At 33.6% G+C, this 24,691-nt stretch carries 20 protein-coding genes; 17 read left to right on the top strand and 3 right to left on the bottom strand.

What is annotated here, in order from left to right; translation table 11 throughout:
• Window positions 1-140: 140 nt before the first annotated feature.
• Both A4F88_RS25770 and A4F88_RS15550 read right to left on the bottom strand, forming a co-directional pair.
• Window positions 141-368 (bottom strand): hypothetical protein, encoded by a 228-nt coding sequence (locus A4F88_RS25770; protein ID WP_245179136.1) that lies wholly within the window; start codon window positions 366-368, stop codon window positions 141-143.
• A 510-nt stretch (window positions 369-878) separates the two neighbouring features.
• Complete coding sequence (locus A4F88_RS15550) at window positions 879-1,373, bottom strand: DUF3408 domain-containing protein (RefSeq protein WP_068843700.1); 495 nt, start codon at window positions 1,371-1,373, stop codon at window positions 879-881.
• Window positions 1,374-1,920: 547 nt separating this feature from the next.
• On the opposite strand from A4F88_RS15550, the gene mobA reads away from it, so the two are divergent.
• From mobA to uvrB, 15 genes are all read left to right on the top strand, one after another.
• Window positions 1,921-2,355, top strand: a complete 435-nt coding sequence (mobA, locus tag A4F88_RS15545; RefSeq protein ID WP_068843559.1) for a conjugal transfer protein MobA — start codon at window positions 1,921-1,923, stop codon at window positions 2,353-2,355.
• Between the two features lie 4 nt (window positions 2,356-2,359).
• On the top strand, window positions 2,360-3,622 hold the full coding sequence (gene mobB, locus A4F88_RS15540; RefSeq protein WP_068843558.1) for a conjugal transfer protein MobB: 1,263 nt from the start codon (window positions 2,360-2,362) through the stop codon (window positions 3,620-3,622).
• 258 nt (window positions 3,623-3,880) lie between these two features.
• Window positions 3,881-4,765, top strand: a complete 885-nt coding sequence (locus A4F88_RS15535; RefSeq protein WP_082815784.1) for a DUF4007 family protein — start codon at window positions 3,881-3,883, stop codon at window positions 4,763-4,765.
• Complete coding sequence (locus A4F88_RS15530; protein WP_068843557.1) at window positions 4,755-7,973, top strand: hypothetical protein; 3,219 nt, start codon at window positions 4,755-4,757, stop codon at window positions 7,971-7,973. Before A4F88_RS15535 ends, A4F88_RS15530 begins: the two co-directional genes overlap by 11 nt.
• Window positions 7,970-9,076 carry a phosphoadenosine phosphosulfate reductase family protein gene (locus A4F88_RS15525; RefSeq protein ID WP_068843556.1) on the top strand — a complete coding sequence of 369 codons (1,107 nt, stop codon included), beginning with the start codon at window positions 7,970-7,972 and terminating at the stop codon, window positions 9,074-9,076. The genes A4F88_RS15530 and A4F88_RS15525 overlap by 4 nt, the downstream gene beginning before the upstream one ends.
• On the top strand, window positions 9,077-10,702 hold the full coding sequence (locus A4F88_RS15520; protein ID WP_068843555.1) for a hypothetical protein: 1,626 nt from the start codon (window positions 9,077-9,079) through the stop codon (window positions 10,700-10,702).
• Window position 10,703: 1 nt separating this feature from the next.
• Window positions 10,704-11,816, top strand: a complete 1,113-nt coding sequence (locus A4F88_RS15515; protein ID WP_068843554.1) for a hypothetical protein — start codon at window positions 10,704-10,706, stop codon at window positions 11,814-11,816.
• A 6-nt stretch (window positions 11,817-11,822) separates the two neighbouring features.
• The gene (locus tag A4F88_RS15510; protein WP_068843553.1) at window positions 11,823-12,734 is read left to right on the top strand and encodes a hypothetical protein; all 912 of its coding nucleotides are present in this window, start codon (window positions 11,823-11,825) and stop codon (window positions 12,732-12,734) included.
• 30 nt (window positions 12,735-12,764) lie between these two features.
• On the top strand, window positions 12,765-13,913 hold the full coding sequence (locus tag A4F88_RS15505) for a cysteine desulfurase family protein (RefSeq protein ID WP_068843552.1): 1,149 nt from the start codon (window positions 12,765-12,767) through the stop codon (window positions 13,911-13,913).
• A complete protein-coding gene (locus A4F88_RS15500; protein ID WP_068843551.1) occupies window positions 13,906-16,140 on the top strand; it encodes a DEAD/DEAH box helicase family protein in 2,235 nt (744 codons plus the stop codon). The genes A4F88_RS15505 and A4F88_RS15500 overlap by 8 nt, the downstream gene beginning before the upstream one ends.
• Entirely contained in the window at window positions 16,133-16,366 is a 234-nt protein-coding gene (locus tag A4F88_RS15495; RefSeq protein ID WP_068843550.1) for a hypothetical protein, read from the top strand. The genes A4F88_RS15500 and A4F88_RS15495 overlap by 8 nt, the downstream gene beginning before the upstream one ends.
• Window positions 16,363-18,501, top strand: coding sequence for an AAA family ATPase (locus A4F88_RS15490; protein ID WP_068843549.1), 2,139 nt, complete (start codon window positions 16,363-16,365; stop codon window positions 18,499-18,501). Before A4F88_RS15495 ends, A4F88_RS15490 begins: the two co-directional genes overlap by 4 nt.
• A 2-nt stretch (window positions 18,502-18,503) precedes the next feature.
• Window positions 18,504-19,070 carry a glycoside hydrolase family 15 gene (locus tag A4F88_RS15485; RefSeq protein WP_068843548.1) on the top strand — a complete coding sequence of 189 codons (567 nt, stop codon included), beginning with the start codon at window positions 18,504-18,506 and terminating at the stop codon, window positions 19,068-19,070.
• A 302-nt stretch (window positions 19,071-19,372) separates the two neighbouring features.
• On the top strand, window positions 19,373-20,317 hold the full coding sequence (locus tag A4F88_RS15480; RefSeq protein WP_068843547.1) for an alpha/beta fold hydrolase: 945 nt from the start codon (window positions 19,373-19,375) through the stop codon (window positions 20,315-20,317).
• Window positions 20,318-20,406: 89 nt separating this feature from the next.
• A complete protein-coding gene (gene uvrB, locus A4F88_RS15475; RefSeq protein ID WP_068843546.1) occupies window positions 20,407-22,398 on the top strand; it encodes an excinuclease ABC subunit UvrB in 1,992 nt (663 codons plus the stop codon).
• On the opposite strand, the gene A4F88_RS15470 is transcribed toward uvrB, so the two are convergent.
• A complete protein-coding gene (locus A4F88_RS15470) occupies window positions 22,395-22,796 on the bottom strand; it encodes an excinuclease ABC subunit B (protein ID WP_068843545.1) in 402 nt (133 codons plus the stop codon). The genes uvrB and A4F88_RS15470 overlap by 4 nt on opposite strands.
• A 56-nt stretch (window positions 22,797-22,852) precedes the next feature.
• On the opposite strand from A4F88_RS15470, the gene A4F88_RS15465 reads away from it, so the two are divergent.
• Together A4F88_RS15465 and A4F88_RS15460 are read left to right on the top strand one after the other, a co-directional pair.
• On the top strand, window positions 22,853-23,653 hold the full coding sequence (locus A4F88_RS15465; protein WP_068843544.1) for an alpha/beta hydrolase: 801 nt from the start codon (window positions 22,853-22,855) through the stop codon (window positions 23,651-23,653).
• A gap of 27 nt (window positions 23,654-23,680) precedes the next feature.
• A complete protein-coding gene (locus tag A4F88_RS15460) occupies window positions 23,681-24,691 on the top strand; it encodes a dipeptide epimerase (RefSeq protein ID WP_068843543.1) in 1,011 nt (336 codons plus the stop codon).

Below are 24,691 nucleotides of genomic sequence, written 5' to 3'. Positions count from 1 at the left end.
TGGGTTGTTCTTTTTCGGAAGAGCTTGTTGCTTTTTTATAGTATTATCCATTCTCAAAGCTGGCTTTTTATCAGTTTGTACATTCTGACTTTTTTCATCGTTTTTGAAATCCGAATGCATCACCATTTTTGTCGCACCTATTATACTTTCAGGTTCGGCAGGTTGTTTTTTTGTTCAACACGCTTGCCCCCGAACAGCCTGTTCCAATCTATTAAGCCTTTTGCTTCCCTGAACTGACGTTTTAAATTAGCGATGAAATTGGAAATCGGGTCGCTCTGCTTATCAACCTGTATCAAAGGACTATGTTCTTTTTTTCTGATTTGTTCTTTCTCTTTCTGCTCTTTGTCAGGTATTACTTTTTGTGCCATAGGTTCAAAATTTGTACCCAATATAGAACACAAGGGAATGTATTGTTTTCATTTGGCATTACGTGGCAGTATTTGGCTTATGTTGGCACGATATGAATAGAAAGTAATCCTTAAAACACTTTAAATTTTCCTCGCAAAGCTCTTATACATTTAAAGAGTTTTGTACGGATAAAGGAAAGCATACCAAAAACACCCTATCCTTAGCCCTTACGTGTTTTTTGTACCCTTTCTTTGATTGGAATTGATTAAAAAAAGAATAAAAAAGGGAGCAAAGATAAGGCGGACAGCCTCCGCACCACCCAACCAAAAGACTACGGCATAATGGCAGGGCAAATATGGTGGCTTCGCCGAGTTTGTTGTGTGCCCTGCCACCCTTCGGGACTTATTCCGTTTCCTTTTGGTTTTTTTCCGCCTGTCCCCCTTGTTAAAATGGCTTTCTTTTTTTTCTGTTTTTTTCTTTTGGAAAATAATTTTAAGAGGTAGAAACGTACCACCCACCACGTATAGTTATCAAAACAACGGTTTGTGTTTCTCGTTATAGATTTCCCTAATCAATTCCTCGAACTCCTGAAAGTGGTATTCGATAATGTTGTCCAGATACGCATAAATCGTCAGTTTGTCGATTCCCATAATATTTGTAAGCCTGTTAAATGTTTCGTGGTGTTCCTGCCGTACATACACTGATTTCCCCCTGCTTGCCGTTGTCGTGGGAATTTTGAAGAACCGTCCGCAGTAGTCCTCTTTGGTCAGCTTCTTTGGCTTGTAAATCATCCTTCTTGTATTACTCGCAGGTGTTTTTGTGTTTTCCGTTTCAGTTTCCGAAGGTTCTTCGCCTGCCATTACACGCATAATAGCTTCCTCATCTACTTTGGGTTTGACAAAATCTTCCCGATGTGTTACTACCTGTTGTTCCGTGAAAGATTGTTTATTTTCATCAGTTATGAAATTTTCAATAGAGAAATCCTCTTTTTCGGGTTGCTGATTTTTGTTTTCTTCGTGTATCATATCTATCATTTTTAATATTATATCCAATTAGCTGTGTGGTTAACTAAGCAATCAGCTGTATATACTGTTGTATCTATGTAACTACCTATCTACCTAAGCACCTGCAGATCCTTAATTGGTTAGTTCATTAACTCAAAAATCTGCAATTCGTCTGCATTCTATCACGCAGATTTGCTGTCGGGATTTATGCTGTTTAGTTACTTCATTAAGGATATAACCAATCAGCTAGCTAGCCATATACAAAGGAAATAAAAGCAGTCCCAATCTGCTTTAAGGTGGTATTCAGTGGCATCATTTGGCGTTCATTGTCATTGTTGTAAATAGCTGTTATTCAAATAGTCTTACCGAAATTTGTAATGGAAGCTATGGGTTTTCCCTGCTAACTCCAATCCGTTTGCAGAACGGATTTTTCTGAACCCCTGTTCAGAGCAAGTTATCTTTTGAGGTACTCGAAATGAATTTCGGCACCTCAAAAGCACTTGCCCTTGCAGGGGGCTGGAAACGGCTCCGAAGTCGCACGTTTGTTTAAAATTAAAAATGGATTATTATGGAAGAAAAGAACAGTAAACAAATTAGGAAAACAGGTAGAAAACCGAAGATTGACCCTGCCGTACATCGGTATTCCATTAACTTGAATGCAGAGGAAAATGCCAAGTTTCTTGCCCTTTTTGACCAATCGGGAATGAACATAAAAGCACATTTCATTACGGCTTGCATCTTTCAGAAGACAGTAAAGACCGTTAAAATTGATATGGATGCAATACAATATCACGAAAAGTTGACCCGATTTTTTAGTCAGTTCCGAGCAATCGGAACAAATTATAATCAGATTGTGAAGATATTGTACCGCAATTTTTCGGAGCAAAAAGCATCTGCATACCTCTTTAAATTGGAAAAGGAGACCAAAGAAATGAAAGAATTATTGCTAAAGGTTTTAATTCTTACCGAAGAATTTGAGAAAAAACACCTAAACAAAGAGTAGAAAAATGATTGCAAAAATAGGAAAGGGAAGCAATATATATGGAGCGATTCTGTACAATCAGCAGAAAGTGGAAAAGGAAAACGGAACCGTTCTGCTCTTGAACAAGATACCCGATACAATAGACGGCAGGTACTCCACCCAATATCTCAATAAATGCTTTGAACCATATCTGTCTGCCAATATCAAAACAGAAAAAACGGTACGGCATATATCGCTGAACCCAGATCCTGCGGATAAGGTCAGCGATGAGCAGTTTACGGATATGGCTCAGGAATATATGGAACGTATGGGGTATGGTAATCAGCCCTATATTGTTTTCAAGCATACGGATATTGACCGAACGCATATCCATATCGTTTCGACCTGCGTGGGAATTGACGGCAAGAAAATCCCCGATGATTACGACCACCCTCGCTCAATGGCTATTTGTCGGGATTTGGAAAGCAAATATAACCTGAACAAAGCCACCGAACAGGAACAGAAACAAGCCGATAAGATTTTTAAGCCTGTAAATCATAAAAATGGCGACATCAAAAGTCAGATTGCTTCGGTAGTACGGCATCTACGAAAGTATTATAGCTATTCTACTATGGGAAGCTATAATGCGTTACTTTCCCTTTTCAATATCACAGCGGAAGAAGTCAAAGGAGAGCGGAACGGTCAAACTGTAAATGGATTAGTCTATGTAGCGTTGGATGAAAACGGCAATAAGACAAGCAATCCGTTCAAAGCATCACTTTTCGGAAAAGATGCAGGAGTAATACAGCTTCAAAAACATTTTGAGCTGTCCAAAGAAAAAATGAAAAACAACCCTGCGAGGTCTGTCCTAAAGAATACCATTGAATTGGCGATACATACCACAAACAGCGAAACAGATTTTAAAAAGCAACTTGTAGAGCAAGGTATCAATACGATTATTCGCAGGAACGACAGTGGACGAATTTACGGTATCACGTTCATCGACCACGAAAGCCGAAGCATTTGGAACGGCTCACAGTTAGACAGAGACCTGTCTGCAAATGTATTCAATGATTGGTGGAACAACGGCAACAAACCCGAACTGAAAACACAGAACAATCCTGTTTCCAAAACAGATACGTTGGATAATTTGCCAACAAAAAACCTCTTTGAATTCATCTCACAGGAGCATTCGCAGAGTTCCGATTTGGGATTGTTCAGCCTCTTGCCCCAAGCACAGGGCGAGGATTACGAAGAAGAACAGTTTGCTAATCGGATGAAGAAAAAGAAGAAAGGGCGGAGATTGTGAAAAGAATCTCTAAGCTCAGACAAGTTTTTGGGCTTAATTAAATATAAAAATATTCAATCCATTGTGTTATAGATTTTTGAGCAAGACAAATGTAGTCTTTTAAACTTACAAACAAACGTTTCATTCTATTATTTAAATGTATCTGTAAAAGTGTTTAAAAACACCTATTTTAAACAATTGATTTTGATCATTAACATTGTCTCTAACATTATTTTTGATTACTTTTACAGCATATAAAATGTTATTTTCTAAACAATAATGATAGCAGCAAATTCAGAAATATTGAAGTTTACATTTTCCGGTCACGATTCTTTTCAGTGCCGTCAACTTTGGCTAAAAAAGGGATATGACTTTGTTCAAGAAGGACAATCATTCAACAGCGAGGATGCAGTTGTAAAACTTGGTGTCGGAAAAAATATGGTTTCTGCTATCCGTTATTGGATGAAAGCATTTAATATTATTGACAATAAAGATAATCCAACAGACTTTGGGACAAAGTTATTTGATGAAGAAATAGGCTATGACCCTTATTTAGAAGATGAAGCAAGTTTATGGTTATTACATTATCAGCTTGTAAAAACAGGTTTAGCCTCTATCTACAGTGTTATTTTCAATGAGTTTAGAAAGGAGAAACTCTTTTTTACCAAAGAAACTTTTTTAAATTATTTAAAGCGAATTCAAGAAGCAAATTCTGAATTAAGTTTTAATGAAAATACAGTAGCAAAAGATTTTTCAGTTTTTGTGAATATGTATAAAAATGACAACGACAGTAACGATATAGAAGATAGTTTTTCAGGAATTCTTTCGGAGATAGGCTTGCTGACCCAGGTGGGAAAAGGAAAAGATGAACAGTACCAAATCGAAAACAACGAAAGGGATAGTTTACCAGAAGCAATTGTTCTGTACTCTATATTGGATAATCTAAACTACGGAAACTCTATCAGTTTAAATTCTTTGGAATTTGACACGAATAGTCCGAGTTCGGTTTTTGCGTTGAACCGTTCGGGATTAGTCAATAAAATTTCTGGAATTTTGAAGGAAAATAAAGATATAACTTTTACAGACCACGCAGGAATCAAAGAATTGCAGTTCAAAAATAAACCTAACGCTTACTCAATTTTAGACAAGTATTATGGCAAATAATTTCACTACATCGGTAAATATCCTTAGAGATACAGAAAGGGATTTCAATTATATCCCAACTCCCAATGCAGGGCAAGTTGTATGTCAAATCGTGAATGATTTTAAAAAAGGAATTCGTTCGTTTAATATTATCGGGACATATGGAACAGGAAAATCCTCATTTCTTTTAGCTCTTGAGCAAAGTATCAAAGGCAAGAAACGTTATTTTGAACCTAATTTCATTGCCAACCCAAAAGTTGATTTTGTAAAAATTGTTGGGTCATATACCTCTATCGTAGAACAGTTTGCCGATATTTTTGAAGTAAGCATAAACAAAAATAAACACGAAAATATTCTTTCTGAAATTTTCAATCGTTATCATTCACTTGGAAAAGACAACGGTATGTTGTTTTTACTCTTAGATGAGTTTGGAAAGTTTTTGGAATATGCAAGCAAACACAATCCTGAAGATGAATTGTATTTTATTCAACAGTTGGCTGAATTTTGTAATAATCCGAAGTATAATATCGTACTGATAACTACGGTTCATCAAAGCTTTGAATCGTATGCTTATTCGTTGAATAGTACTCAAAAACAAGAGTGGACAAAAGTCAAAGGTCGTTTTAGAGAAATTACTTTTAACGAACCTGTAGAACAGCTTTTGTATTTGGCTTCGGAATACGTTGCAGAGAACATTGCAGCTAAACCTAATAAATCAGCAGTTGAGAAATGTTTGAAATTAGCTGTTGAAACAAAAGCTTTTGATTTCAACCAAGATTTTCTGAATGAAATTGTTACAAAACTTTATCCTCTTGATATTCTTGCAGCAAATACGCTTACGCTTGCATTGCAACGTTATGGACAGAATGAAAGGTCTTTATTCACATTTCTTGAATCAACCGACAACACAGGGTTGACAAAATTCAATAAACAGGAAAATCCATTTTACAATTTAAGTTGCGTTTATGATTATCTGAATTTCAATTTTTATTCATTTCTTACATCAAGATACAACCCTGATTTTTCGGCTTGGAGTTCAATCCGTTCCGCAATAGAAAATGTAGAACGAACATTCGATACATCTATTAACGATTATATCAAAGTCGTAAAAACAATCGGAATACTGAATGTTTTTTCGGCAAATGGAGCAATTTTAGACGGGAAATTTTTGAGCAATTATCTTGAAATTGCCTGTGGTGTTGTGGATAGTGAAACACTTATCAAAAATCTTGATGCAAAAAACATTATCCGTTTCCGTTCTCATAGTAAACGTTATATCCTTTTTGAAGGAACGGACTTAGATATTCAAACAGCAATTATTGAGGCTGGAAATAGAATTTCAGAAGTTAGTGATATAACCACCTTACTCGGTAAATATTTTAAATTTTCTCCTGTATCTGCCAAATTATATTCCTATGAAACAGGAACACCAAGATTTTTTGATTTTGTCATATCTGACTATCCTATCAAGAAAACTCCTGTTGGGGAGATAGATGGTTTTGTAAATCTTATTTTCAATAGTAAAATCAGACATTCAGATATTCAGGACGCTTCAAAAAATCAAAAAGAAGCTATTATCTATTGTTTCTTCCAAAATTCAGCCGAAATAAAAAATCTGCTGTTTGAAATTGAGAAAATTCAAAAGGTAATTGACGAAAATAAAGACGATAAAGTAGCTAAAAGAGAGTTAGAAAATATTGTTGATGCACAAATCCGACTACTTAATCATTATATTACAGACAGTATTTATACAGGAAGTAAAGATGTAAAATGGTTTTTCAAAGGAGAAGAAAAAACAATTTCCAATAAAAAAGATTTCATCAAACTGCTTTCACAAGTTTGTAGTATTGTGTATAGTGCAACGCCAATTTTTAAAAATGAATTGGTAAACAGACATAAAATCTCTTCTTCAATTCATACTGCTAAAAAGAATTATTTCAAAGCATTATCAACTAATTGGGATAAGGAAAATTTAGGTTTTGAGGACGCTAAATTTCCGCCTGAAAAAACCATCTATTTATCACTTTTGAAAGAAAACGGCATTTCTCCTATTCGGGAAAACGTTATGGATATTATTTCGATTGATAGAACCTCATCATTTTATGAACTGTGGAAAGTCTCTGAAGACTTTATAGAAGATGCCAAATTTGAATCTAAAAAGGTTTCTGATTTTGTTGAAATATTAAGCAAACGACCGCTTAAATTAAAACAAGGTCTGATTGATTTTTGGATACCAACTTTTTTGTTTTTGAAACGTGATGATTTTGCAGTTTTCAATGAAGAAGGTTATATTCCTTATTTGTCCAATGAAAATCTTGAACTAATCTCTAAATACCCAGAAAAATATACGATTAAAGCATTTGATATTGAGGGTGTAAAATTGGATATTTTTAACAGTTACCGAACTTTTTTAAATCAATCTGTAGAACAAAAAATTGATAATGGTTCTTTTATAGAGACTATAAAACCTTTTATTGTTTTTTACAAACAACTAAAGGAATATTCCAAACAAACAAAAAGACTTTCTCCGTCTGCATTAAAAATCCGTCAAGCAATAGCAACGAGCAAAGACCCTGAAGAAACATTTTTTGAAGCTTTTCCGAGTGCGTTAGGATTATCGCTTACTACTTTGCAACAAGATAAGTCGAAATTACAAAGCTATACTACAAACCTTCAAAATGCAGTTCGGGAATTGCGAACTTCTTACGATGAATTGGTAAAACGATTTGAAGATTTTATTTGCGATGAGATTGTTGGAAAGCCCGTAGAGTTTGAAGAGTATAAAGAACATTTGCAAAAGCGTTTTAAAAAGCTAAAAAAACATTTGTTACTGGCTAATCAAAAGACATTTGTACAACGTATTGATTCAGCTTTAGAAGATAAAACAGCGTGGCTCAATTCCATTGCACAAGCAATTACAGGAAGAACACTTGAAGTCTTTACCGATGAAGATGAGATTTTGTTATACGAGAAGTTCAAAGCGATGATATTGGAACTTGATAGCTTAACCAATATCTCCAAAGCAGATATTGATGAGGCTAATGAAGAAGTCATAGGGGTTAAAATTGATTCTTTCTTTAGCAAGATAGACCCTAAAGTTGTAAGAATACCAAAAAGTAAGAGCAAAGAAATAGAAGAGTTAAAAATCGCATTGAAAACTAAACTTGGAAAAGATAACACTTCAAATATTGCGGCAGTGTTGAACTTATTAAAAGAACTTATGCAATGAGTAAAATAAGACACGTTTTAGGAATTTCGGGAGGTAAGGATAGTGCGGCTTTAGCTATTTATGTCAAAACTAAATATCCGGAGTTGGATTTGGAGTTTTATTCGAGTGATACAGGGAAAGAATTGGAGGAAACCTATCAACTCATCAGAAATCTTGAAGTATATCTTGGGGTCAAAATAAATATTTTGAAAGGTGCAGAGAACAGTTCTGAAGACCCTTTTGACCATTTTTTAAAAATGTACGGAGGCTACTTACCTTCTTCAAACTCTCGTTGGTGTACTAAAAAACTGAAACTTGACCCGTTTGAAAAATATGTAGGAACCGACCCCGTAGTTTCTTATGTAGGTATTAGAGGAGATGAAGAGAGAGAGGGTTATATTTCTACCAAGAAAAACATACAATCTATTTTCCCATTCCGAAAAAATATATGGAGTGAAGACGTGATTGCCAAAGCCTTGTCTAACCAAAATATAGAAAAGATTGAAACTTATGCCAATAACATAGATTTTGGAAGGTTTCAGGAAAAAGCATTGCAAATCATTACAAAGGAAATAAATACTTCGTTTACTCAAGCACAAAAGTTAAATGCTTTACTTGATACTGACATAAAAGGATTTAATCATTTGGTTTTTGAGTTTTTAAAAACAACCGAATATCCTCTGGCAAGCGAAAGTACATTTCCATTACTCGAAAACGATGATGTTTTGGTGCGAGATGATATTTTCAGAATTTTAAAGGAAAGCGGTGTAGGCGTTCCTGCTTATTATAATAAGATTGATTTTGAAATAAATGGTAAAAATGGACAATATGCCAGAAGCCGTTCCGGATGTTATTTCTGTTTTTACCAACAAAAAATAGAATGGGTTTGGTTGTACGAGCAACATCCAGAGCTTTACAAAAAAGCAATGGAATATGAAAAAGACGGTTACACTTGGGCACAAGGCGAAAGTTTAGCAGAGTTAATTCAGCCCAAAAGGATGGCTCAAATTAAAGAAGAGTATGTAAAAAGAATGGAACGAAAAGCATCTAAAAACCAATCTCCTTACCTTATTGATATTTTAGGCGAGGAAGAAGGAATTGGATGTGCGAGTTGTTTTATATAAATGAGAGAGGTACTTGAATATTATTTAAATGATTGCCAGCAAGCAATGATTCACCAAAACGAATTATCATTCGAGTTTGGCGGTGACTACGTCATTGCATTTTCTTTTGACATAAATGACGACATAGATAATGATGCTCTTGATGATGAATATTATTCTTACAACACTATAAGTGACTTTTCTGATATTGACGAATTTTTAAGGAGGATAGACGAGTTTACATCTCTTACCATAAAAGGGCACGAATATTTAGGATGGAGAGAAGATTTGACAGAAGGCAGGTCTATTACCAATGAAATGTTTTCGTTCATTAAAATAATAACGGCGCATCAGCAAGATGCTGTACTTGACTATTATACGAGTATAGATTTTGGAGATGCAATGTGTGATAAGTATGGGAGTTATTTATTTAATATTCAGATTATTGAAGAACTTTGGTGGGATATTAAATTTGCAAAACATCTTATTGAGAATAGTATAAGTACAGTTTCTGTTCCAAATTTTTATACCGTCTTTTTTCGTAAAAACAAATTGATAAAAGACAATAAGATAGTTCCAGTACTATCTACTAACACTAAAGTTAGACGTTTGGGATATTTTAAAATTTTATCACTATTCCTTAACGAGAATAAGAAAGTCCCTGCAACGTCAATTGACAAAAAGTTTGAGAATTATTGTTTAAAGTATAAAGAGTTATTAGAAGAAAATCAGTTTAAGAAAGGATTGATTAACGAGACAAAAACGGGAATATCTGCCAAGCCATATATTGATACAGCAAATGATTTAGAGTTTTTAAACAAAATAAACAACATTTACTATTCTGGAAAACCATTTAAGATTTATCAAGTTTTAAAAAGTGAATTTTCAGATTCAAGCAATGTTTTTGAGTTAAATGGCTTCGACAGAATATTCTTTTTAGAATGTATTTTAAGAAATGACTACTTCTATTTTAGCAATCTTTTAGAATTACTTTATATCGAAGAAAAAACAACATATTCTCATTTGGTTCACGTATTTAAAAATCAACTGATAGCTCGTTTAGAAAATTATAAAAAAGAAAACTCTCACGAAGATAGAAAGATTTTAAATGGTATAGAAACCGTATTAAATAGAATAAAAAAATGGGAAAAACCAGAGGTATATTTAGAACATATAATAATGCCTCGATTAAATTGGATGTTGGATTTTAGGATTATCACAGGGATAAATAATGAATTTAAAATTACAGAAATTGGATTGAAACTATTTCAACATCTATGTATTTGGAATGATATAAATACTGATAAAATAATTTCATCAGATGCTTTTCTTGACCGATTTATGGTTCATTTATATGACGACTGTTACAATAACAGTGAGGTGGTAAATCCCAAAGATGAGAATTTAATTTTGAAAAAAATGTATAGGCATATTGAGAATAGCTTTGATTTATTTAAGACCTTAGCTCCGAATAGAGTAACAGCATCGCAAGCAGCAAATTATACAAAATATCAATTATACTTTAATGACAGTATAAAAGTCGGGTATCAGTATATTTTAGGTAAATTATCTGAAAAAGAACAAGATAAGTTCATCTTTAAATATCAAGAACAATATCAAGACGGTTATATTCAAAATAAGAAATAAAATGGCAGATTTTAAGGAAACATACAAGTTAAAAACGAACCCATTTCGTTTAACACCTGCAACCAATCCTGCTGAATTGGTTTGGGCAGGTTTTAAAGAAGTAAAAGAAAAATTTGAGAAACGAATTGAAAGGAGCATTCGTATTCCTAATTCTACCTTGGTTTTGAATTGGGGGGAATACGGAAGTGGTAAAACCCACGCTGCAAGATTTTTCAATAAGAAAGATATTTTGCAAGGGCTTGCAGATAAAGCAGGTAAGGCTATTCCTTATTCAACGGTTATATCATTACCAAAAGGTAAAGAGCCAATTTACAGCATTTACATTTCTATAATTGACAAACTCAATATTGAAGAATTAAGAAATACTTTTTCAGATATTGTTGCAGATGTAAATACATATATTGATTCAATTGGTTCAAACCTTCATATCCAAAGTGTTTTAAAGGCTGTTTTCAATTCTGACATACAGCATTTAGATATAAAAAAATATCTGTATGGAAATATGAATGCCACAGATTTAAAATCACTAAATGCGTATGGAATTTTACGTTCATTAAAAGACGATACAGATTACACCTCAATTTTAGCAGGATTGTTTTCGTGTTTGACATATGATAAACAAAAGTATTCCTGCGTAATAATTTGGATTGATGAGTTTGAAGATATTGCAGTATTAAACAATTCAAATATTGATAAAACAAATAATTTCATTAGGGAAATTTTAGATAATGTTCCAAACAATTTATTGTTGTTTTTGAATTTGACACAATCAGCATTAATATCCGTAGAAGATTTAGGACAGTATGTTTATGAAAGTGTTAGGTCAAGAATAAAAGAGAGAATTAGTTTTGACTTTCCAAATGCTGATATATTTAAGGAATATTTACGAGAGTTGATAAGTGCTTTCAGAGAAGGAAGTGACGACAATCCATATTTTCCATTTGAAGAAAATGTTATAGATAGTTTAATTCAAGAACAAGGCAGCGTTTCTCTTCGACAATTCAACGAATCTTTATCACTATTGCTTGAATTTTCAGATATGGACAACAAGTGCCCTATAAACAAACAAGCATTTGAGGAATATAAACAAGATATTATTTGGCATAAAGATTAATGTAGTATGAGTAATATTTGTTGTTTATTAGATGCTTGTACTATAATTAACCTAATTCATATTGATGAAGGCGATTTTTTGCTAAAAAAATTAGAAAAAGTAAATTTCACATTGAATTCGGTTGTATTTGATGAAGTGAAAAAGAATGTGTTTTTACCTTTAGACAAAGGGAATCAACAAAAATATTCTGATAAAAACACGATAGAAGAAAAACGAAAATCTATTAATCAAGTATTGCCTGTTTTTCAGGGTAAAAAAAATGACAATGAAAGCCTGCTAAAAGATTTAGGTGCAGATTATTTTGAAAGGATTAAAAACGCTACTAAACATACTAAAAAACTAAATGGCGAGTTGTACTCTTCCGCCTATGCTCTGTATTTAAGTAGAATAAATTCTGAAAAGATTTTCTTTTATACAGATGATTATCCTGCCAAAGAACAATTTTCGGCATTTTTTGATTATCAACAAATTGGTCAAATAAAGGATTCTGTTGATTTGCTCATTTTACTCTATTGGTTAGATGATAGTTTTAATGAAAAACAATTAGATAAAGCTTTAAGTAGTTTGTATTCACAATATGCAACAGAAGTCGTCATATTAAAAAAAGAACTCCAAGAGTTTTTCACGAATAAAGTTAATGCAACTTTTAGAAAAACTAAAAGAGAAATTGTTGAAAGACTAAATACATTAATTGAGTGTCTTGACAAACTTGAATTTGAAGGAGTAGGGATATTGTATTCATTTTTTGAAACGAATAAAGCCACCAAAGACATCTACAATATTCTGAAAAATTTTAATCCCGTCTTTGAATTAGAGAAAAAATCAAATACAGAGACGTTGCTTGAAAAAATTTCAAACACACGAAAGGCTATAAAGGAAAATAAAATTTACAAATGGAACGATTTATTAAGCAATTAAGAATCTCGTTCACAATGGAATATCAGCATAATGTTAAATGCGAATAACATATCATACCTCGATTACAACGCCACCACTCCAATAGACCCAAGAGTGTTGGATGCGATGCTTCCATTTCTAAAAGAAAACTTTGCCAACCCAAGCAGTACCCATTATTTTGGTACAATCATAAATGAATCTGTAAAATCTGCAAGAACACAAGTTACAGATTTAATCGGTGCAGACGACAAAGAAATCATTTTTACAAGCGGTTCAACAGAAGCAATCAACATCGCTTTAAAAGGTATTGTTGAAAATTATTCCGAAGAAGGTAAACACATTATTACCGTTTCAACAGAACACAAAGCCGTTCTTGATACTTGTAAATATCTTGAAACAAGAGGTTACGAAGTAACCTATTTGTCTGTTCAACAAAACGGCTTGATTGACTTGAACGAATTAAAGAAATCTTTGCGTTCAGATACAATATTGGTTTGCGTAATGTTTGTAAACAACGAAACAGGCGTAATTCAACCAATAAAAGAAATTGCTTCTCTTGTCCACGAAGTTGATGCTTTGTTTATGACTGATGCAACGCAAGCGGTTGGGAAAATTGAGATTAATGTAGATACTTTGGGAATAGATATACTATGTCTAAGCGGACATAAAATGTACGCACCTAAAGGAATTGGGGCTTTGTATGTGAGAAAAGGGATTAAATTACCTGCATACACACACGGAGGTGGACACGAAAACGGTTTACGAAGCGGGACATTAAATGTTCCGAGCATTGTGGCACTTGGCAAGGCTTGTGAAATTGCAGAACAAGAAATGAAACAAGATGTTGGAAGAATTGTATCATTGCGAAACGAGTTAGAAAACGAATTGCTCAAAATTCCTGACACATTCGTGAATGGAAGTACAGAAAATAGAATTTATAACGTCAGCAATATTTGTTTCAGGGGATTTGATGCCAATGTAATGATAGGTAGAATGAAAAACATTGCCGTTTCAAATGGTTCGGCTTGTACGGCTGCAATTGTTGAACCCTCACACGTTTTGAGAGCAATGGGATTTAGCGATGATGATGCTTTCGCTTCCATTCGTTTTTCGTTAGGAAAGTTTAATACAGCGGAAGAAATAAAAACTGTGGTTAAAACAATTTCTGAATTAACTAAAACGATGCTTGGATATGCTTAAAGATTGTGATTGGTCGATAGATAGGGATTATAAAACCGGAACGGAAAACGAGCCTCTGCAATTTTATTTAGATGGTTTAGCGAATAGTTCTGAATTTCATTTGTTGTTGGGCTATTTTAGTTCAGCAGCTATTAATTTGCTTTCTGTTGGCTTTGCTACATTCATCAGTAAAGGTGGAAAAATGCGAATGGTCATCAATCATCTACTTTCCGAAAAAGACAAAGAAGCTTTTGAAAAAGGGCAAAGTTCCGATAATCTGAACAAGGTTTTTGATTTATCAGATGTAGTTTCTCTTGGCAAAGTACTTGATGAATACGATACACACTTTTTTGAATGTTTGGCATATTTAATTGCTGAAAAACGAATTGAAATCAAAGTAATCAAACCAAAAAACAACAGAGGGATTGCTCATTATAAGTCAGGAGTTTTCAGTGATGGAAAAAATTCAGTGGGATATAAGGCTTCTTGTAATTTTACCTTATTCGGTTTATCTGAAAATTTGGAAGAATTAGAAGCATTTTTAGATTGGGAAGATGAGCGGTCAAATAAACTCATCAAGAAACAATTAAAAATCATTGATAGCTACTTTTCTGAACAAGATGAGGATGTTCATTATTTGTCAGCTAATGAAATAGAAGTTGCAATCAAAGATAAATTTGGCAATAAAAACATAGATGAGTTAATTATCCAAGAAGAACAGCTATTTGAAAAGAAAAGAAGCCTCATTAAAAACAACAAGCTAAAACAAACTATTGTTAAGCTTTATGATGATATTGATAAAAACCTAAAGAATCCAAAATTTCCGTATGCTGAAGGTCCGAGAGAGTATCAGAAAATTGCATTTGGGAATTGGAAGAACAACAACCAGCAAGGATTGTTTGCAATGGCAACAGGTACAGGGAAAACTATTACTTCATTGAACTGCTTGCTCGAAGTTTATAAAAAGACAGGTTATTATAAAGCATTGATTCTTGTACCCACAATCACATTGGTTAATCAATGGGAAAACGAATGTAAAAAATTCAATTTTACGAACATTGTAAAGGTTTGTTCAAAAAGTCGTTGGAAAAATGATTTTGCGTCTATCTTGACCCGAGAACGACTTTCTCCGACTGAACAAGTTTCGTATATTGTGATTTCAACGTATGCTTCTTTTGCAAGAGAAAACATTTTTTCTGAACTAAATCAATTGCCTGCCAAGACCTTACTTATTGCGGACGAATGCCATAATATGGGGTCAGGTTCTTTACTAAAACTCTTGCCTAAAGTTAATTGTAAGCGAAGAATTGGTCTTTCAGCAACACCCGAACGGCAATTTGATGAAGAAGGAAACAAAAAGCTGTTTTCATTTTTTAATAGTGAAAAAGAATTCACCTACGAGTATTCAATGGAGGAGGCTATAAATAATGGTGTACTATGTCGTTACTATTATTATCCACATTTAGTTTCTCTTACAGAATCAGAAATGAGAGATTATATGGAATTATCACTCAAAATTTCAAAATTCTATAAAAGTGAATCCGACAGTTTTAGTAACAATCCGATTTTAACCGCTTTATTATTAGCAAGGAAACGGATTATACATAAAGCATCTAACAAAATATCTGTTTTTTACTATATTTTAAAAGAGCAATACAAGAAGAAAGGCAACTTAAAATATACATTGGTGTATGTTCCTGAAGGTAATGACCCCAATGATTACTTTGAAACAGACAATTTTTCGGAAAACGATGAAACGGAAAATGATAATGATGCAGTACATTTAATTGATATTTTTACAGAAACAGTAAGGGATATTGATAAACGGACAACGATTAAGCAGTTTATTTCAGGAACAAATGATAAGGAGTGCGTTTTGGAACAATTTGCTAATGGAGAAATTGACGTACTTACTTCAATGAAATGTTTAGACGAAGGTGTCGATGTGCCACGTGCTGAATTAGCGATTTTCTGTGCGAGTACCGGCAATCCCCGACAGTTTGTACAACGTCGTGGTAGAATACTTCGTAATCATCAGGAAAAACAGTTTGCCTATATCCACGATTTGGTTGTTATTCCTGAAATAAATCCAAATAGTGAAAGCTATAAAATGGAAAGAAGTATGCTAAAAAAGGAATTAGAACGTGTCAACAATTTTGCTCTACTTTCCGAAAACAGTTCTCATACGATTAATGTGCTTTTGGACACAATGAATTACTATAATTTAAACCTATATCAAAATGAATAATAAAGATAAAATGTTGCAGTTAGTGCTTTCTGACGACAAATTAAGTTCATTTTATGAATATAATCCAGATGAATTTCCAACTATTCAAGATGCTTTAAATGCTGAAAACCCCATAGTTGCAGCAGTTGCTAAAATTATTTTAGGAGTAGGAGGAAATTCGGATAAAGGAGTTTTTAAGGAAACTTATAATGAAGTTGTTAACTATCTAAATCAAAATATATTATGATTATCAAAGAAATCACAATAGAAAATTTTAGAAGTTATTACGGAGTAAATACCATTAAATTCAACGATGGACTAATGATTTTCATCGGAGATAATGGAGATGGAAAAACAACTTTCTTCGAGGCATTGGAATGGTTATTTGATACTTCAAAACAAAACTTGGATTCACGTCTTATTTCAGAAAAGAAAATAGCTGAATTACCGGAATTTGAAAATGACACCTTACGTGTTTCTATGACTTTTGACCACGATGGAGAAAAAATCGTAGAAAAGTCATTTGTGTTTACCAAAAATGCTGATAATGAAATAAAAACAAGTGATTTTCAATTTAAAGGTTATCAAAATGAAGGTTCTGAACGTACTCCAATTCAGGGAGGTGTATTGTTAGACCGTTGTTTTGAAGTGGCTATCCGTAAATACTGCCTTTTCAAAGGAGAAGAAAACTTGAACGTTTTCAACAATCCGGATGCTTTGAACTATTTAATAGAAACTTTTTCAAATATCAGACAATTCGAGCCATATTATACAGGCGAAGATGATAATCAGGGTTTTACGGATTATGCTGAATATCAATCCCGAAAAGCGTTTGAAAAAGCGATGAAATCAGATAAACAGAATTCGCAGCAAGAAAGGGAATTAAGTTCAAAATTAGATTTGTCAAGAAAGAATTTAAGTGATGTACGGCAGAGATTAAGAAGCAATAGAGAAAACGCAACAAACTATTCAACCAAGCTCAATGAAATTGAAAACAGTAAAGAAGCGAGCGAACTATTAAAAGCTATAAATGAGCGGTTAAAATCGTTGAGAGATAAAAAAAATAACATCGAAAACCGTATCAATGAAGACTATTCGATAAGACTCCTTGACGATATGTGGATTTTGTGTGGGTATTCATCAATTTTTGAAGAATTCCAACAAAAAGTTTCCGCATTCAGCAAAGTTAAGAGAAAGCTTGAGCGTGAAGAAGATAAGTTCAAAGGCAAACAGGAGTTAGCCAAAGAAATAGCCGAAGGGATTATTCCTTTATCTCCTAACATTCCCGACAAAATATCTATGCAAGAGATGATTAAGGATGAGTTTTGTAAGGTTTGTGGGCGTGATGCAAAGGAAGGAACTGATGCTTATGATTTTATGGTCAACAAATTGAATGATTTAATCAAAAGTCAGCAACCACAAGAAAAAGAAGATGAAAAACCTCTTTTTCCAAACAACTTTTTAAAGGAATTAGAACAAAAAAGTAATAATTTAGAATATAATCAATCGGATATAAATAGTTTGATTAACACCATAAGGGATGACATTGAATTTAATGAAGGTCGTAAGTCTGAAGCAAATAAAATACAAGAAAGCATTGATATAGAAGAAGAAAACAAAAAGAAATTATTGGCTCAAAATGATGGATTGACAGAAGAACAATTACAGAATGCTTATGAGAACATCAAGAATTGGTGGGATTATAAAAATCAAGCAGAAAAGCAAATTGTAGTTCTTGAAAAAGAAGAAGTTGAATTGGAGAAAGAGTTAGAAAAGTATCAAGAACAGTATGAGAATTTAGCGAAAGACTCTGTAGCGGCTACATATAGTAAGATTCATAATGCGTTAGATAAAGTCAAAAATGCTTTTAAAAACGCAAAAGAAAAAAATACTCGTGATTTTCTAACGCTATTAGAAGATAAGGCTAATCAATATCTTGAAAGATTGAACATTGACGGTTTTTACGGAATAATCAGAATAATCAAAACACCCGACGGTACTGCAAGAATAGCTTTGCAAGATAGAAATGATACATTCATATCAAGTCCAAATCAGGCTCTAAAAACCACAATGTATATGTCTGTTTTATTTGCAGTATCAGATTTAACAGCATTAAAAAGAGAAAATGATTATCCTCTGATTTTTGATGCTCCTACAAGTTCCTTTTCCACACAAAAAGAAAGTGACTTTTTCGGAGTTATTGCAAATATCAGTAAACAGTGTATAATATTCACGAAAAGCTTTTTAACAGAAAATGGAGTTTTAGATAATAGCAAAATAGATGCTCAGAATTGTACGATTTATCGAATGGAAAAACAACGACCTTTCAATAATTTAGATTTATCAACAATTCAAACTAAAATAACTTTGATAAAAGAATAGTTATGGCAAAAGATAGTTTATATGATGTGTGGGCAAGAAGAAACCCACGGTTTGAAACTCGTTTTGAAGAAACACTTTTACGACAATTTACCGAATATGGTGGAGGTTCGGTAGAGTCAATGTCAAGTAAAGGAAAGATATTTGGTGCAGGTTATGAACTTTATATTTATGCTTTTTTTATCGGGCTGTATGCAAACATACGAAAAGAGTTAAGTGACGACACAAAGACACTTGGACAGCCTATTCAGTTTTGGGGGAATTTAGACTCTAAGAAATTCCGAAAAGCATATCCAAAACTAAGAGAATATATTTTTACAGCATTATTAGCAAAATCAGATGATTTGGATTTAATCGCCCTTGAAAAAGAAGAAATAACGGAGCGAAAAGCTGTAGATTATTTAATCGACACAATGGAACAATACGCTAATTATGGCTTTCATAAAGTAGAAGAGAAATTAAAAGAAAACCCTAATTATTTCTATAAGAGTACTGGTTTTTTAGATATGGTTTTAGATTTAGTTCAAGCTGTTAACAAGGAAGACAAAGCAGATATAATTGAAGATTTGTAAAGTATATTAAAATATAGGCAGAATGTAAAAGTACTTATATCAATGAGTTCTTTTACATTTTCAGGAAAAATAATAGAGTGATGAACAATGTGTGAATTTTTGTATATTTGTTATGAGCTAACGGAAACACGTTGAAAAGCAAAGCAATAAGCACCGTTACCAAATCGTTACCTGACTTCTTTGATTATCTCTATAAAAGCTTAGTATTCAACCGATACAGCTTTTCCCTGAAAACTTTAAAATAAAATTCTAATACATTTTCGGCACCCAATTTCTGTACCTTTAAAAGTAAATTGAATTTTATGAGTATCAAAAAATTACCTTTCAAATTAGCACTTGTTTTTTTATTTGTAAGCTGCTCTTCTGTCAAAAAAGAAAAATTTGACGATTATATCTTCAAAACCAAAAGCGAAAAACAAACCTACCTTAATTCCTATGATCAGGCTTTAAAACTTTGGGATATTCCCTATACCGAAGAAAATATAAAAACAACCTACGGTACCGCTCATGTTGTTATCGCAGGCCAAAAAAATGCAAAAGATCTGGTTTTACTTCACGGAATGGATGCCAGCTCTACCATGTGGTATCCAAACATTAAAACACTGGCAAAAAATCACCATATCTATGCCATAGATTTCATGATGGAACCCAGTAAATCAACATTGACTTCAAAACCACTTTCATCAGACGAAATCGTAATCTTATACAACGAAATTTTTGATCATTATAAATTAAAGAAGTTTGATATTGTAGGAGCTTCACGCGGCGGATGGATTGCTACTTTATTAGCCACACAAAAACAAAATTCAATTGATAAAATAGTTTTATTAAGTCCTGCCCAAACCTTCAAATTTATAGATAAAGTGGGCAAAACGACTTCGGCCTTAATGCTGAAATTATTTCCAAGTGAGAAAAAATTTGGTAAAACATTAAAAACGTTTTCTACACATCCGGAGAAAATCAGTCCTGTTTACAAAAAGCAGTTTTACCTTGCCAATAAATATGCAAAATCGAATTCAAGCATGCTCAAAATGCATCCGTTTTCAGATGCTGAATTAAAAACTATTACCAATCCTGTTTTGGTTTTAATAGGAGATCATGATGTTATCAATTCTGATGAAAGTTTAGAAAGGGCACAAAAGTATTTAATCAATAGCAAAACCCAGACGATAAAGGATGCAGGACATTTTTTATCAATAGATCAGGCAAAAACGGTCAATGAAGCTATGATTTACTTTTTAGAATAGTCATCGCAAATTTGTAGCTATTTTTTTTAGCTTTTTTATAGAATCCAAACTTTGTATCTTTACAAAACTAATTTTTTCATCGTCCAAAAATGAACTTTCAAGTATCCTCAGAGTATAGTCCAAAAGGTGATCAGCCACAAGCAATCGAAAAACTTTCACAAGGTATTGTCGATGGAGAAAAATATCAGACATTATTAGGAGTAACAGGATCCGGAAAAACATTTACTGTTGCCAATGTGATTCAGGAAGTTCAAAGACCTACTTTGGTTCTGGCACATAACAAAACGCTGGCAGCCCAGTTATATTCTGAGTTCAAACAGTTTTTCCCTAATAATGCAGTTGAATATTTCGTTTCGTACTACGATTATTACCAGCCGGAAGCTTTTATGCCTGTAACAGGGGTTTTCATCGAAAAAGATTTATCTATCAATGAAGAGCTTGAAAAAATGCGTTTGAGCACTACTTCTTCCCTGCTTTCGGGACGTCGTGATGTATTGGTTGTTGCTTCTGTTTCTTGTTTATATGGTATTGGAAACCCTGTTGAATTTCAAAAAAATGTAATCGAAATTACCCGGGATCAGGTTATTTCGAGAACTAAATTATTACATAGTCTGGTACAAAGTTTATACGCCAGAACCGAAGCCGATTTTAATCCGGGAACTTTCAGGATCAAAGGCGACACAGTCGAAGTCTATCCAAGTTATGCCGATGATGCTTACAGAATACACTTTTTTGGTGATGAGATAGAAGAAATAGAATCATTTGATGTTAAGACCTCACAAGTCATTGAAAAATTTAAAAGACTGACTATTTATCCGGCTAATATGTTTGTGACTTCGCCCGAAGTTCTGCAAGGTGCCATCTGGCAAATTCAGCAGGATTTAGTCAAACAAGTCGATTATTTTAAAGAAATAGGCAAACATTTAGAAGCCAAACGTCTGGAAGAAAGAACCAATTTCGATTTAGAAATGATTCGCGAATTGGGTTACTGTTCCGGAATTGAGAATTATTCCCGTTATCTGGATGGCAGAGAAGCCGGGACAAGACCATTCTGTTTATTAGACTATTTTCCAAATGATTATTTGATGGTTGTAGACGAAAGTCACGTAACCGTTTCTCAGGTTCATGCCATGTATGGAGGCGACCGTAGCCGTAAAGAAAATCTGGTTGAATACGGTTTCCGTTTACCTGCTGCAATGGACAACCGACCTTTGAAATTTGAAGAATTTGAAGCCTTGCAAAATCAGGTTATTTACGTATCGGCAACACCGGCAGATTATGAATTACAAAAATCAGATGGTATTTATGTAGAACAGATTATTCGTCCAACCGGATTACTGGATCCTGTTATAGAAGTACGTCCAAGTTTAAATCAGATTGATGATTTAATTGAAGAAATTCAGGTGCGTTGCGAGTTAGACGAAAGAGTTTTGGTCACTACTTTAACCAAAAGAATGGCCGAAGAACTGGCAAAATATCTGACAAAAGTCAACATTCGATGCCGTTACATACATTCTGAAGTAGATACTTTAGAACGTATCGAAATTATGCAGGATTTGCGAAAAGGTATTTTTGATGTACTTATTGGAGTAAACTTACTTCGTGAAGGACTTGATTTACCAGAAGTATCGCTTGTGGCAATTCTCGATGCTGACAAAGAAGGTTTTCTTCGTAACCACAGATCTTTAACACAAACTATTGGGCGTGCTGCGAGAAATTTAAATGGTAAAGCGATTATGTATGCCGATAAAATTACGGCAAGTATGCAAAGAACCATAGACGAAACCACATACCGAAGAACAAAACAAATCAACTTTAATACTGAAAACGGACTCACACCACAGGCCTTAAACAAAAAAATAGACAGTGCATTTACTAAAAATCCATTGGTCGAATATGAATTAGGTCATACATTAGCTGTCGCTGCTGAACCGGAAACGGCTTATTTATCTAAAACAGATTTAGAAAAAATGATTCGTGAAAAACGAAAATCGATGGAAAAAGCAGCAAAAGAATTAGACTTTATCCAGGCTGCTAAATTGCGTGATGAGATTAAAAAATTACAGGAACAATTAGCTTAATTGTGTTGTTCCTGAAAAACTCCCAATAAAACTTTTGGGTCAATAATAGCATTTGGTGCTTTTTTCATTAAATCCAAAACACGTTTAGTCGCATTTGGATTTAATCCCATTTCTATTGCAATTTGCTGGATGGCTTTTGCTTCTTTTTCATGCAAAATACCATCACAATACATAATCAAAGCCAGCCTGTAAAATTGCTGAATACGCTGAAATTCAGATTTTATCCTGACAGGCATGCTTTCCTGATGAAATAAATCTTTAAAAACGGCATATTCTATACGGAGTTCCTGAGCCACCAGCCACAAAAACTCATATTCTCTTTTGTGCAGATGCCCATCAACAGTAGAAAAAGCAATCATTTCTAAAAGTAAACTTCTCTTTTCTGTTTCGGTATTCATCAATTTATTATTTTTAGCTAAAATATTGTTTTTAAATCTAAAACACAAAAGAACTCATGATTAGGAGATTCTTCTTTTTTCTTATACTATTAATCAGCTCTGCCGGAAATGCACAGGAGAGTACAGCTTCAAAAAATGTATCGACATTTATGATTGAAGCACCTCAACTAAAAACCACTAAGAAAATCTGGATTTATCTTCCTAAAAACTATTCGGCATCAGCCAAAAAATATAGTGTTATTTATATGCACGATGCCCAGAATTTATTCGATGCCAAAACCTCATATTCAGGAGAATGGAATGTCGATGAAAAACTGGACAGTTTAAGCGCGCCCGTAATAGTTGTGGGAATCGAACACGGAAACGAAAAACGTATAGACGAATTAACGCCTTATAAAAATGAAAAATATGGCGGCGGAAATGCTGATAACTACTTAGATTTTATTGTAAATACCTTAAAGCCGTATATCGATAAAAATTACAGAATCAAATCAAAACCCAAAAATACCATTATCATGGGAAGTTCTCTTGGCGGATTGGTTTCTTATTATGCCATCCTGAAATATCCTCAGGTTTTTGGAAAAGCGGGTGTTTTTTCCCCTTCTTTTTGGTTTTCCAATTCTATTTACGCCAAAACAGAAGAAACTTCTAAAATCAAAACCAAAATTTACTTTTTATGTGGAGATAAAGAAAGTGATGACATGGTAAAAGACATGACCAAAATGGAACGTTTACTAGACACAAAACGCTGTTATTGTTTGCATCTTACCAAATCTAAAATAGTAAAAAACGGAGAACATAACGAAAAATTATGGCGGGACGGCTTTGTAAAAGCAGTTCTTTGGCTTGGTTATTGATAAAAAATGTAGCAAAAATAATACAAAATGAAACTAATTTTAAGAGAATACAATCTAAAACTAAAACATACTTTTACCATTTCGAGAGAATCAATTGATTTTCAGCCTTCTTTGATTGTCGAATTACAAAGTGATGGTTTTTCGGGTTATGGAGAAGCGACTTCAAATCCGTATTACAAAACAACAGTTCCAATGATGATGCAGGATTTGGAAAAAATAAGACTAATCATCGAAGCAACAGACAATGAAACTCCGGATGTTTTCTGGGCAAAAATCCATCCCTTTCTAAAAGATGATATGTTTGCTTTATGTGCTTTAGATCTGGCTTATAATGATTTGTATGCCCGCAAAAAAGGCAAAAAATTATACGAATTGTGGGACTATACAACCGAGAAAAATCCTTTAACCGATTATACCATTGGAATTGCTTCTATAGAAAAAATGGTTTCAAAAATGCAGGAACTTCCCTGGCCTATTTACAAGATTAAATTAGGAACCAAAGAAGATATTGCCATTGTAAAAGAACTTAGAAAACATACCGATGCTGTTTTTAGAATCGATGCTAATTGTGGCTGGGGAGTTGACGAAACGATCAACAATGCAGTTGAATTGAAAAAGCTGGGCGTCGAATTTTTAGAACAGCCTATGAAAGCAGACAATTGGGAAGGACATAAGGAAGTCTTCAAACATTCTGTTCTTCCGGTAATTGCAGACGAAAGCTGTATTGTTGAAGAAGATGTTGCCAGATGTTTTAATCATTTTCATGGCGTAAATGTAAAGCTGGTAAAATGTGGCGGTCTAACTGCTGGTAAACGCATGATCGAAGAAGCTAAAAAATTAGGTTTAAAAACAATGGTTGGCTGTATGACCGAATCGACTGTGGGCATCTCGGCAATAGCACATTTACTGCCTCAGCTTGATTATGTAGATATGGATGGCGCATTGCTTCTGGCAGAAGATATTGCAACCGGAGTAACTATAAAAAACGGCGTGGTAAACTATTCTGAACTTAACGGAACCGGAGTTACACTTCTATAA

The organism is Flavobacterium chilense (assembly GCF_001602525.1).
In the GTDB taxonomy this organism is placed as follows: Bacteria; Bacteroidota; Bacteroidia; order Flavobacteriales; family Flavobacteriaceae; genus Flavobacterium; species Flavobacterium chilense.
Note: the sequence above shows the minus strand (reverse complement) of the source record. Positions and strands in the feature narration are given on the sequence as shown.

Bases quoted from the DNA above. Each gene is read 5' to 3' on its own strand.
- A4F88_RS15550 (WP_068843700.1), bottom strand. From the start codon at position 1,373: ATGATACACGAAGAAAACAAAAATCAGCAACCCGAAAAAGAGGATTTC.
- mobB (WP_068843558.1), top strand. From the start codon at position 2,360: ATGATTGCAAAAATAGGAAAGGGAAGCAATATATATGGAGCGATTCTG.
- uvrB (WP_068843546.1), top strand. From the start codon at position 20,407: ATGAACTTTCAAGTATCCTCAGAGTATAGTCCAAAAGGTGATCAGCCA.
- A4F88_RS15485 (WP_068843548.1), top strand. From the start codon at position 18,504: ATGGCAAAAGATAGTTTATATGATGTGTGGGCAAGAAGAAACCCACGG.
- A4F88_RS15515 (WP_068843554.1), top strand. From the start codon at position 10,704: ATGGCAGATTTTAAGGAAACATACAAGTTAAAAACGAACCCATTTCGT.
- A4F88_RS15500 (WP_068843551.1), top strand. From the start codon at position 13,906: ATGCTTAAAGATTGTGATTGGTCGATAGATAGGGATTATAAAACCGGA.
- A4F88_RS15525 (WP_068843556.1), top strand. From the start codon at position 7,970: ATGAGTAAAATAAGACACGTTTTAGGAATTTCGGGAGGTAAGGATAGT.
- A4F88_RS15520 (WP_068843555.1), top strand. From the start codon at position 9,077: ATGAGAGAGGTACTTGAATATTATTTAAATGATTGCCAGCAAGCAATG.
- A4F88_RS15460 (WP_068843543.1), top strand. From the start codon at position 23,681: ATGAAACTAATTTTAAGAGAATACAATCTAAAACTAAAACATACTTTT.
- mobA (WP_068843559.1), top strand. From the start codon at position 1,921: ATGGAAGAAAAGAACAGTAAACAAATTAGGAAAACAGGTAGAAAACCG.
- A4F88_RS15495 (WP_068843550.1), top strand. From the start codon at position 16,133: ATGAATAATAAAGATAAAATGTTGCAGTTAGTGCTTTCTGACGACAAA.
- A4F88_RS15480 (WP_068843547.1), top strand. From the start codon at position 19,373: ATGAGTATCAAAAAATTACCTTTCAAATTAGCACTTGTTTTTTTATTT.
- A4F88_RS15530 (WP_068843557.1), top strand. From the start codon at position 4,755: ATGGCAAATAATTTCACTACATCGGTAAATATCCTTAGAGATACAGAA.
- A4F88_RS15465 (WP_068843544.1), top strand. From the start codon at position 22,853: ATGATTAGGAGATTCTTCTTTTTTCTTATACTATTAATCAGCTCTGCC.
- A4F88_RS15470 (WP_068843545.1), bottom strand. From the start codon at position 22,796: ATGAATACCGAAACAGAAAAGAGAAGTTTACTTTTAGAAATGATTGCT.
- A4F88_RS15505 (WP_068843552.1), top strand. From the start codon at position 12,765: ATGTTAAATGCGAATAACATATCATACCTCGATTACAACGCCACCACT.
- A4F88_RS25770 (WP_245179136.1), bottom strand. From the start codon at position 368: ATGGCACAAAAAGTAATACCTGACAAAGAGCAGAAAGAGAAAGAACAA.
- A4F88_RS15490 (WP_068843549.1), top strand. From the start codon at position 16,363: ATGATTATCAAAGAAATCACAATAGAAAATTTTAGAAGTTATTACGGA.
- A4F88_RS15535 (WP_082815784.1), top strand. From the start codon at position 3,881: ATGATAGCAGCAAATTCAGAAATATTGAAGTTTACATTTTCCGGTCAC.
- A4F88_RS15510 (WP_068843553.1), top strand. From the start codon at position 11,823: ATGAGTAATATTTGTTGTTTATTAGATGCTTGTACTATAATTAACCTA.